The 507-nt window shown below is 71.4% G+C and carries 1 pseudogene; it reads left to right on the top strand.

The annotated features are described in order from the left end of the window. Positions 1-507: pseudogene (locus tag EN745_RS35645) on the top strand (DNA polymerase Y family protein); the annotation flags it as partial.

Genomic DNA, 507 nt, shown 5'->3' with positions numbered 1-507 from the left:
GGCGGTGTCGCCGCGCCTGCCGGTGGCGCCGCTTTCGGTCGAGCGCCACCTGGCCGAGCCGGTCGTGCTGACCGACGACATCGAGCGGCTGGTGAGCCGGCTGGCCACGGCGCTGAAGGGCGACCTCGAGCGGCGCGGCGAGGGCGCGAGGGCACTCGCCCTGCTGCTCTTCCGCGTCGACGGCGCCGTCAGCCGCATCGCCGTCGGCACCTCGCGCCCGCTGCGCGAGCCGTCGCTGATCCGCAGGCTGTTCCACGAACGGCTTGCCGCGCTGGAGCAGGATATCGATGCCGGCTACGGTTTCGACCTCGTGCGCCTCTCGGTGCTGTCGGCGGCGGCCTTCGACATGCAGCAGGCCGATCTCAGCGGCGAGGTCAACGACGATGACGCCGATATCGCTTTATTCGCCGACCGCGTCCGCGCCCGCCTCGGCGAAGCCTCGGTGCTGCGGCCGGTCATCGTCGAGAGCCATTTGCCGGAGCGCGCCGTCACTATTGTCCCCTTCTC

It is taken from the genome of Mesorhizobium sp. M4A.F.Ca.ET.022.05.2.1 (assembly GCF_003998845.1).
Taxonomy (GTDB): Bacteria; Pseudomonadota; Alphaproteobacteria; order Rhizobiales; family Rhizobiaceae; genus Mesorhizobium.
Note: the sequence above shows the minus strand (reverse complement) of the source record. Positions and strands in the feature narration are given on the sequence as shown.